This is a genomic window from Shigella sp. FC1661, from assembly GCF_001712525.1.
GTDB lineage: Bacteria > Pseudomonadota > Gammaproteobacteria > Enterobacterales > Enterobacteriaceae > Escherichia > Escherichia coli.
In genome coordinates, this window is the sequence record NZ_MDGW01000457.1 from 1 (window position 1) to 539 (window position 539).

The window sequence follows — 539 nt, forward strand, 5'->3', positions numbered from 1 at the left end:
ACTGGCCGATAAACCGGGTCGGCGAACTGCTCCCCTGGCGCGTAGCACTGCCGACTGAATAACACATCCCCGTCAATACGGTTCTTGCTGCACGCTTACGATTTATCGCCGTCAGCGTGAAATGAAAGAGGAGCTGAGCGGTCTGGATGATTTGGCTTCAATTCGGGCGTTTGACGTTGAGTAATGAATAAGCCGCAACTGGCGGAATCACAGAAGACCGCTTTGCTTACCGAAGCGGAGTCTGTCATCCGGCCGCGGGGGCGTGCTGTCAGGCTGAACAGGGAAACGGATGAATCCGGGGAGGCCCGGGGGCGGGCCTCTGTTTTTCCGGAGTCAGTCCGGTCTGTGGTTTATGCGATGTGATTATGAATGGTGCAGTTGTGAGCCGTTTTCAGACAATCGCAGGGCCAGTACCTCGTCAGTCAGCTGACGGTAAATCTGCTGTTCAGTCTCACGCATCACCTGTGCACCGGCTTCCCTCTCCGCATCCGCATCACCGCTCAGACCTGATGCTTTCAGCCGGTCAGCCACCCTCTGAG

At 56.8% G+C, this 539-nt stretch carries 2 pseudogenes; one reads left to right on the forward strand and one right to left on the reverse strand.

The window, feature by feature from the left end:
• Positions 1-100 precede the first annotated feature (100 nt).
• Positions 101-184 (forward strand): annotated as a pseudogene (locus BFF42_RS27970) (DUF4376 domain-containing protein); the annotation flags it as partial.
• 179 nt (positions 185-363) lie between these two features.
• Here the strand turns inward: BFF42_RS27970 and BFF42_RS27105 are convergent.
• A pseudogene (locus BFF42_RS27105) lies at positions 364-539 on the reverse strand (E3 ubiquitin--protein ligase); the annotation flags it as partial.